At 31.7% G+C, this 8,212-nt stretch carries 9 protein-coding genes; all 9 read right to left on the bottom strand.

Going from position 1 to position 8,212, the window contains the following annotated elements:
- Nucleotides 1–200: 200 nt before the first annotated feature.
- The gene (locus T473_RS0113670; protein WP_152522318.1) at nt 201–704 is read right to left on the bottom strand and encodes a hypothetical protein; all 504 of its coding nucleotides are present in this window, start codon (nt 702–704) and stop codon (nt 201–203) included.
- Nucleotides 705–849: 145 nt separating this feature from the next.
- Nucleotides 850–2,265 carry an outer membrane protein assembly factor BamB family protein gene (locus T473_RS17420; protein ID WP_024622403.1) on the bottom strand — a complete coding sequence of 472 codons (1,416 nt, stop codon included), beginning with the start codon at nt 2,263–2,265 and terminating at the stop codon, nt 850–852.
- Nucleotides 2,265–2,975, bottom strand: a complete 711-nt coding sequence (locus T473_RS18790; RefSeq protein ID WP_024622402.1) for a hypothetical protein — start codon at nt 2,973–2,975, stop codon at nt 2,265–2,267. Before T473_RS18790 ends, T473_RS17420 begins: the two co-directional genes overlap by 1 nt.
- A 98-nt stretch (nt 2,976–3,073) precedes the next feature.
- Nucleotides 3,074–3,208: an XkdX family protein gene (locus T473_RS17895; protein WP_077173636.1), complete on the bottom strand. Its 135-nt coding sequence runs from the start codon at nt 3,206–3,208 to the stop codon at nt 3,074–3,076.
- Complete coding sequence (locus tag T473_RS0113650; RefSeq protein ID WP_024622401.1) at nt 3,208–3,534, bottom strand: hypothetical protein; 327 nt, start codon at nt 3,532–3,534, stop codon at nt 3,208–3,210. Before T473_RS0113650 ends, T473_RS17895 begins: the two co-directional genes overlap by 1 nt.
- 77 nt (nt 3,535–3,611) lie before the next feature.
- A complete protein-coding gene (locus T473_RS16910) occupies nt 3,612–5,915 on the bottom strand; it encodes a collagen-like triple helix repeat-containing protein (RefSeq protein ID WP_024622400.1) in 2,304 nt (767 codons plus the stop codon).
- A gap of 35 nt (nt 5,916–5,950) precedes the next feature.
- A complete protein-coding gene (locus T473_RS0113635) occupies nt 5,951–6,160 on the bottom strand; it encodes a hypothetical protein (protein WP_024622399.1) in 210 nt (69 codons plus the stop codon).
- A gap of 2 nt (nt 6,161–6,162) precedes the next feature.
- Nucleotides 6,163–7,341: a hypothetical protein gene (locus T473_RS0113630; RefSeq protein ID WP_024622398.1), complete on the bottom strand. Its 1,179-nt coding sequence runs from the start codon at nt 7,339–7,341 to the stop codon at nt 6,163–6,165.
- 38 nt (nt 7,342–7,379) lie between these two features.
- Nucleotides 7,380–8,210: a hypothetical protein gene (locus tag T473_RS0113625; protein WP_024622397.1), complete on the bottom strand. Its 831-nt coding sequence runs from the start codon at nt 8,208–8,210 to the stop codon at nt 7,380–7,382.
- Nucleotides 8,211–8,212 lie beyond the last annotated feature (2 nt).

The raw sequence follows: 8,212 nt of genomic DNA, 5'->3' as shown, positions 1-8,212 counted from the left end.
AGTGGGAATATCGATGACAAAAGTTAACTCTTTTGTATAAACGAAGCATTTTGTCCTGATAGTAAGACCAAAGCATAATACGTAGTTTGCAGTGATCTCGATAATTTCCATATTAGTATCAATAAGCTTAATGCTATCGACATATGTGCCATCAGCATTATATTTATCAAGATAACGATCAGCACCGCTATCATGTCGGCTTATACTATAAAAATGTTCGCCATTGAATGCAAAGCATGATAAAAATAGTATTTAGTTTTAAAGTATACGGTTTTAACTAAATCGCCTTGGCTATTGTAACATTCAACACGATATTTAGAACCAGTAGAATTGTACTCCGCACCTATCATATATAAATCTTCATAACCATTGTCATAACCATGTAACATAAAAGTATGACTTGGCGAATAAGGCAAAGTTAGACGCTTAAATTCAACACCATCAGGAGTAGAAAAAACGAATTTATTATCATTTCTTTGTATTGTAACTGAGTCATTGAACATCTCAATATTAGTCCAGTTTTCAGATAATTGAACATTCCCGTTATATTGAAAAAATTCTTCCTGAGCCGGTGGGTAAACTTGTTTTTTGTATATATGCGTAATATCATATTCGTTCTTACTTGTATCAACCGCATACCCGACACCCAGGAGCGACCTCGGGTTTAGGAGTTGGATAATTATCAATAAAATCAGACACGCCACTCAACGGCATATTTACCACCGTATTATCAACGTGCTTTACAGACGCTTCGATTGCCAAGATAGTTTGCCTAACATCGTCACTTGTATCCTTCGCTTCCAGTGCTATGTCCACCATTGGACTATTTTCGTTAACCAAAACGATCACCTACCTTCTTTTTAAATCCATTTCAATTATTTTTGAATAATTGTCGAAACGCTTATAAACACCATAGTTAGAAGAAGCAAAATATAAAAACTGATTAGTGTCGACTACCATACTAAGAATACTCATATTAACACCATTAACTTCCCAAACCAAATCACCATCAGGAGAGACTTTTCTGATCTTATTATCAACGCCCAAGCAACCACCGTAAACAAAACCGTATTTATCAATAGAAATGGTACCAAAGTTACTATATGCTGAACCTAAATGACTCCAAACCAAATCACCATCAGGAGATATTTTTTTTATTGTTTTATCGCTTGAACAAGTATAAACAAAACCATCATCATCAACTTGTAGATCAGAAACAATATCAGTATGATATGGCTTTGACCAAATTAAGGCACCATCAGAGGAAATCTTTTTAAGTTTTCGCTCAGTACCGATACTATACACATTACTGTCTTTATCAACTGCAACGCACGTCATTGAACTAGCGTTATCAGAAAAAGACCATATTTCAGAATTATCAGAAGATATTTTTCTAACAGTTTTGTCGTTACTACAACTATATATATAATCGTCTAGACCAACAACTACGTCACGAACCGAATCTGTGTGACCAGTAAACGACCAAACGTTTTTACCTTCAGGTGTTATTTTGTTAATATGTTTAGATTTACCACAAGTGTATATAAATTCGCTATTATTATCAATAGCAATTGCAAACAACGCCAATGCGTCACGTGGAATAAACTTCCATTGAGTAGAGCCATCTGAATTTAGTTTTACAACATTTTTATCATCACCACAACTATATACGTTACTATATTTATCAACCGCAACACCACGAACCCAGTCAGAGTGTGGAAAATAATTCCACGTATTGATTAAGGGGTTGGGCGAATCAGGATAATTTAAAGTAGTATTAATCTTCGTTACGTCATATTCTCGATCTTTCGTATCTATCATCGCACCAACATTAGGCGGATTAATCGTAAGATCACCACTAAGTGTAGGGAGTTTAGCTATCTGTTCCGGAACGCCGCTAAGTTTTGTATCAGAAGAAGTTATTATTCCTTTTGCGTTTAACGAACTAGCAATATTAATTCGATTAAGTTCCAACGCTTCAGATACGATTTTATATTCGTTTATAATATCACCAAGCTTTGTATTAGAAGGTAATGGAGTGTTTTCATATAGAGCGTTAGTAACGAAATTAACCTCTTCAAGAATCTTTTCATACTTATTTATATTTGATACAATGTCATTTTTAACGCCAGTTAAACGAGCCTGTTCGTCAATATCGCTTTTAGACGATTCAAGTAACGCATTCGTTTCTGTTAAAGATTCACGAAGGAGCGTGAGCTCTCTTTCGCAAACCAGCCTTGCTTTGTCAATATCTTTCTTTTTCACTATAACACCGCCTTTATTGCGTTAATCGAATCAATTAAGGAAGTCTTATTAGTCTTAAATTCTTGATTGAGATCTATACCATCAACGGTGATAGTTTCAGCAACTATACTTTTCGGAGTGATATCTTTACCATCAACTTTGGTAACCACATCAAAACTTTCAATATTCAATTCAATTTCATTAATAGCCCCTATTACCGTTTTGTGCGTTGTATTAAGTTCATCAAACTCTACTGTTGGATCAAATGCCCCATCCTCCCCCTTTAGTGAGTTTAACCATTCAGACTCAGTTCCTATATAACCCTTATCTTTAGCTATCTGATATGCTGATTTACCATCAGCTCCAACTACTCCATTTCCTCCTCCAATTATTCCATGATAAAATAATAGACCATTCATAGTTAACGAAGATAATTTTCCATTTTCATAAATTAAATCATATGTTTTTGCAGAATGTAATTCACCATTGTCTTCAAAGTATTCAACTGATTGAGTTAGGTAATTATTATTTTCATCAATATTTGATAACGTTGACTTCTTTATCAATAATTCATTGTCATAAACTTTTATTATTGTACAAATATCAGATTCGTCTTTGCCTTCTCTTATAATTTTTAGTCCTGATCCAATCTCTTTCTCTAAATTATCTAGCACTAGATTGGTATTATTAGGAGTATTATTAACTTTTTTATTTAATACTGTAATATCCAAATATTTCACCTCTTTATATTTAATAAAAAAGAGCTTGGAATTTAATCCTAACTCTAAATTAAAAACATATTCTATTTATATCTACTCATAAAAAAAGACTACTTAATATAGTCCACGTTTGTTATTTCCTTATACTCTTCTAGTGTTATGTTGTTTAACTCTACCGCATCTTTTACTCTTTCTATATCCCAATTCTTTGGATAAAACAACTTTATTAATTTATACCAATCCATTACTTAGCCCCCTTTAACATCATTAATTCATACGCTAAATCTGCAGTTATATTGTCTGCTGTCTCTTGTTGTATTTTTAATTTTATTATTTCATCTTTTAGCATATCCTCTTTTGTCGGTGGGATTTCCTCATATTCATAGTATGGTTCTTTTGTATCTATATTCACATATAATGCAGCTATCTTACCATCTTGTTGCATTGGATCTAGTAACTTTTCTACTAATATACCATTACTTGTATCTTGTAGTAGTTCTGGTTTATAGTGTATCAAACCAACTCTACATTTATTATCTTTTATTTGTTCTAAATTTCCTAAAAATATCATTCTATACCACCTTTTTATTTTTTACTTTTTCTTATTATATATTAATGTCGAAATAATTTAAATAAACTTTTGTCTATTTATTTCTGCATTAAGGCATCTATACTTTTCTGTTGATCTTCAACTATTTTATTTGTTTCAGCTAGTAGTCTTTTTATTTCTAATTCTTTTTCATATATTTTTTTACTAGACCAAGTCGCTCCTGTTGAAATGGTCAAGTCATTTATTTTCGAGTTTTTATCTAAATAAATAAATTCTTTTTCGCCATTTACTATAGTCACAGATATTTCCATAGGAGATGCTAATTTCACTAATATTTTATGTTTATCAACTATTGTATATCCAACTAATACTCCATCTCTAGATTTATTATCTATGGCACATATAAATACTCTTTCTGAATTTAACTCATGATTTATTTCAAAAATATAATTTCCATCATTATCTTGAGTCCAATCACCTTCTAATATTAATTTATCAAATGCAGAATTAGTAGGTATCAACTCTATACAAGTATCAATCTGATCTTTAATCTTATTGCTAGACCAAGTCTTATCATTCCCTACATATGCGTCATCTAAGATATCTTTAAATGTACCATCTCTACCTTTTAAAGATGCTATCCACTCTAGTTCTGTCCCTGTAAATCCATTGTCCTTTGCTATATCATAAGCTGATTTTCCGTCTAGCCCAGCTAACTCGCCACAGTTCTTCCATCCATCTTTTAAATATATGTAAAGGTTAACACCTACAAGATACGCATCTCCTACATCTGGAGTATCTGGCAATTCTACTTCTGAGTTTACAGACCCTAAGACAATTAAGCCATTCCCGGTATCACCTTTTTCTCCAGTGTCACCTTTTTCACCTTGTATGCCCTGTATTCCTGGATCTCCTTTATCCCCCTTATCCCCTTTAAGTCCTCTTGATGGTAATTCAGTATCTGTGCCATCTATAAACCAATTTTCATTTTTTCCTATTTTTATGTGATAAGTATGTCCATCTAATCCTGGATCTCCTTTATCCCCCTTATCCCCTGGATCTCCTTGGTTACCTTGGATACCTTGATTTCCTTGTATCCCTTGTATTCCTTGATCACCCTTCTCACCTTGGATACCTTGTATTCCTTGGTCGCCTTTTTCTCCTTTTAAATCAACATATGTATAATCTAATTGACCTTCAATTCTTACTCCTAGTTGAGTATCTTTCCATTGAAACTCCAACCCAGTACCTGTAATATCTTCGACTATATGCCAATCTTCACCATTCCATACATATAGATCTTTCGCTATAAAATAAGCATCACTAAGAGTCGGATTTTCAGGCAAATTTTCAATCGATTCTACTACACCTTTTATTTCGATCCCTGCTCCATCTTTACCGTCTTTTACATTACTAATGGCTACTCTTACATCTTCTTCCATTTGATTCTTTGCAGTATTTACTTCAATTATTTTATCATCTACTCTATTGATTGCTGCATTCGCATTCGTATCAACTTCGCTTATTTTATTGTCCATTGTATCGATCGAAGTATTTATTTTATTATCAACTTCAGTAAATTTGTCTACGACCTTTTGATCTAATTCTGTTTTTATATCCGTAAATCTATTTTCAATATTTGTGTCTATCTCTTTGTATTTGTTATCAATACTCGTATTTAGATGATTTTCCATTTCTTCAAGTTTATTATCTACTTGAATTTGCATATTAGCTATTGATACTTCTCTAGCGGATTCCTGCTCTTGTCTAATGACTTCATTCGTTTTTCTTATATCTTCATTGTCATTTCTTATACCTTCAGATACTTCTCTAGCAGCTTCTTGTTCATTTCTAATACGCTCATTCTCTTTAAGCATTTCATCTAGTTCAATTAATTTATCATGAAATACCCTTACATCTTCAAGAAGTTTTTCAGTTCTTGCTATTAATACCATGAAGATATTATATTCATCTGATGCTTTAACATCATGTTCATTAATTATAGCTTCATCTACTCGGTAATAAAACTTAGGAGATGAAAGAGTACTGCTTGAATTCACTAAACTAATTTTAAATCTACTAAATCCTAAAGTTAATAATGATTGTTTGTTTAGTCGTATCTCTATTAATCCTTCTAATGGGTCTACGACCAAACATTTATCCATTATTTTTCTACCATCTGCAGTAGCAATTTCTATAGCAACCCAATCATAAGGATTAAGATCTATTGGCTCACTATCCATAACTAACTTAGCTTTTATTATGGCCGTTTGATTGTCGTTTTCATCAAATATGATTCCATCTACTATATCTTTGTTCATTTTATAATCTTTGAAATCAATTAACAAATCATATGACTTTGTTTTAATTTCATATTCGAACTCTTTATTTGTAGTTTTCAATGTACCACTCCTAATCTTTGTAAAATAAAAAAAGACTACTCATTGCAGTCTTCGTTATTCTCAGATTCCTTTATTCTCTTTTCTAATTCATTTACTTGTAATTCTAGCTTCTCGGTTTTTTCTTTATATGTATTTATTTGCTCATTTAATTGTGTTGCTAGTGTTTTATACATTACGGCTTTATCCGCTAACTCTCTGATCTCATCTAATGCATTTGCATAAGCTAGTTTTATATCTAATTCCATCCCTATTCTCCTTTTAAATGATTAATTTCTTCAATTAATATATTTACTGTTTCTTCTAATTCTTCTCTTTTGTGTATCTCTTTTTGTAATGCCCCTGCAATTATATTTGTATAAGAGCTAAAATTAAACACATATTCATTTATAGACTGCTCTTTTTCAATGAATACATTTCCCACTTTGGTCTCAGCCAATTCATTTGCTATAAATCCTATTTGATTAAAAAACACTTTGTCTTCATTTGCCCCAATATAATTGTAATGATACATTTTCATATCCTTATTTATAAAGTTGTGCATATCTTCAAGATTTATATTAATAGCAGCTTTGGCGCTACTATTAAAATTATTAACATTTAGCTTCTTTACGGTACTACTCATTACACTCATTGCTTTTAAAGTTCTAAATTTAGAAGCGTCAGGATCTTCTTGTATTTCTATAATATTTTCTTTTCGTTTAATATCACTATGTCCACCTGAATCTTGCCACCAAACCCTTTTTGCCTCTATATGGTCAAATGGTTTTCCAGAGTTCCCAATTTCTCCGGTTCCGGCTCCATTATATGGATATATATAGGCACATTTAGTAGCAGAACTATGATCATGAGATGTAGGATTATAACTTGACGGCTTCCCTGTTATACCATTCCATGCAACACCCGTAAACCCACTTGATGTGACTTTTGCTGGTGCAACTCCATTAATATAAAATGTTATTGTATCACTAGACACATATACATATGTTCCGGCATTATATTTTAATCTAACAGCTCCATTCCCATTATAATTTGTATCAATAGACATACAATCATTTTCCCCTGGTGGCTTATTTGGTTCAAGGATAATACGTCTATTCGTGCCTGGTATTAAAGCGTCTGTTTTAATAGCTCCTTCGTTAACTGTAAGTCCATTGTTATCGATGACAACTCTATATTCACCATTAGATCGTCCCCCTGCTGTTTTAAAAGCATATCCAACTGAATCATAATTTTGCTCTATAAGTGAACCGAACTTTGACCCATCAACCTTCTTTTCAACCTCAGAACTTATCTTGCCTGTCTCTATTTTTATTTGAGCTGTTAAAGACTCTTCCAGATTACCGCCTAGTGATTGCATTCTTGCATCGTCAATAGCATTTTTAAGTCCATTGATTGATACGTTATAGTCTCCAAATGATGTTGTCATAGAATCTAAATTTATCTCAGGAATATCCCCAATGAATCCTAGGATTCATTTAATATATTAATTAAGTTATCATGATTTTTATCAAATTGACTTTGGGCTGATATTAATGTATTTTTAACACCTCCTGCTAGAGTGTTTTTCTTTACATCTTCAACATATGGATCAACTTCTAATTTCTTATTATTCAATACTTCCATAGAATTTCTTATTTTGGTTTTTTCTTCATCGGATAGTTTTAAATCAGTTAAAAAATATAACGTGTTTGATAAAAGCAGTCCTAAATCTGTTGCTAATTTTATAATTTTATCAAAAGCATTATTTCTTAATTTATCATCTAATAATGTCTTAGTAGTCGATCCAACAGATGCTATAATTGCATCAGCTTTCTGATCAAATTTAGAAACTGTTTCTTTCACAGAGTTAGATGTAGTTTCAACTCTTCCTACATCTTGCCTTATACCATCTAAATCACTTACTATATTTGCAAATTTCTCTGTATTTTCATCAACTCTTTCATATAATCCCCATACTTTTTTCTCTACTATATTCATAGAATCACCATCAAAAGAAACTGCAAATTCTGGATTATTATTATTGATATATTCAGTATGAGTTCCATTGTCATTGATAACTATTAGATATCGTCCTGCTCCTAATCCTTTTTCTAATATCTTATTAGAAAACTCTAATTCACTTGGTGCTTTCGCATTCCAATAAATATATTTTTTATTTGTATAACAATCTCTTACATTGTATATTTCATCTTCTTTTTCATCTGAGTTCCCATTTGCTTTACTTAAATTATAGGTAACTATACAACCAGTAATCCTAATATAACTATTTGTATAACTATTATCATATATTGGCATTA

The organism is Clostridioides mangenotii TR, from assembly GCF_000498755.1.
In the GTDB taxonomy this organism is placed as follows: Bacteria; Bacillota; Clostridia; order Peptostreptococcales; family Peptostreptococcaceae; genus Metaclostridioides; species Metaclostridioides mangenotii_A.
The sequence above is the reverse complement of the archived record's forward strand: the minus strand, read 5'-3'. Positions and strand labels throughout refer to the sequence as shown.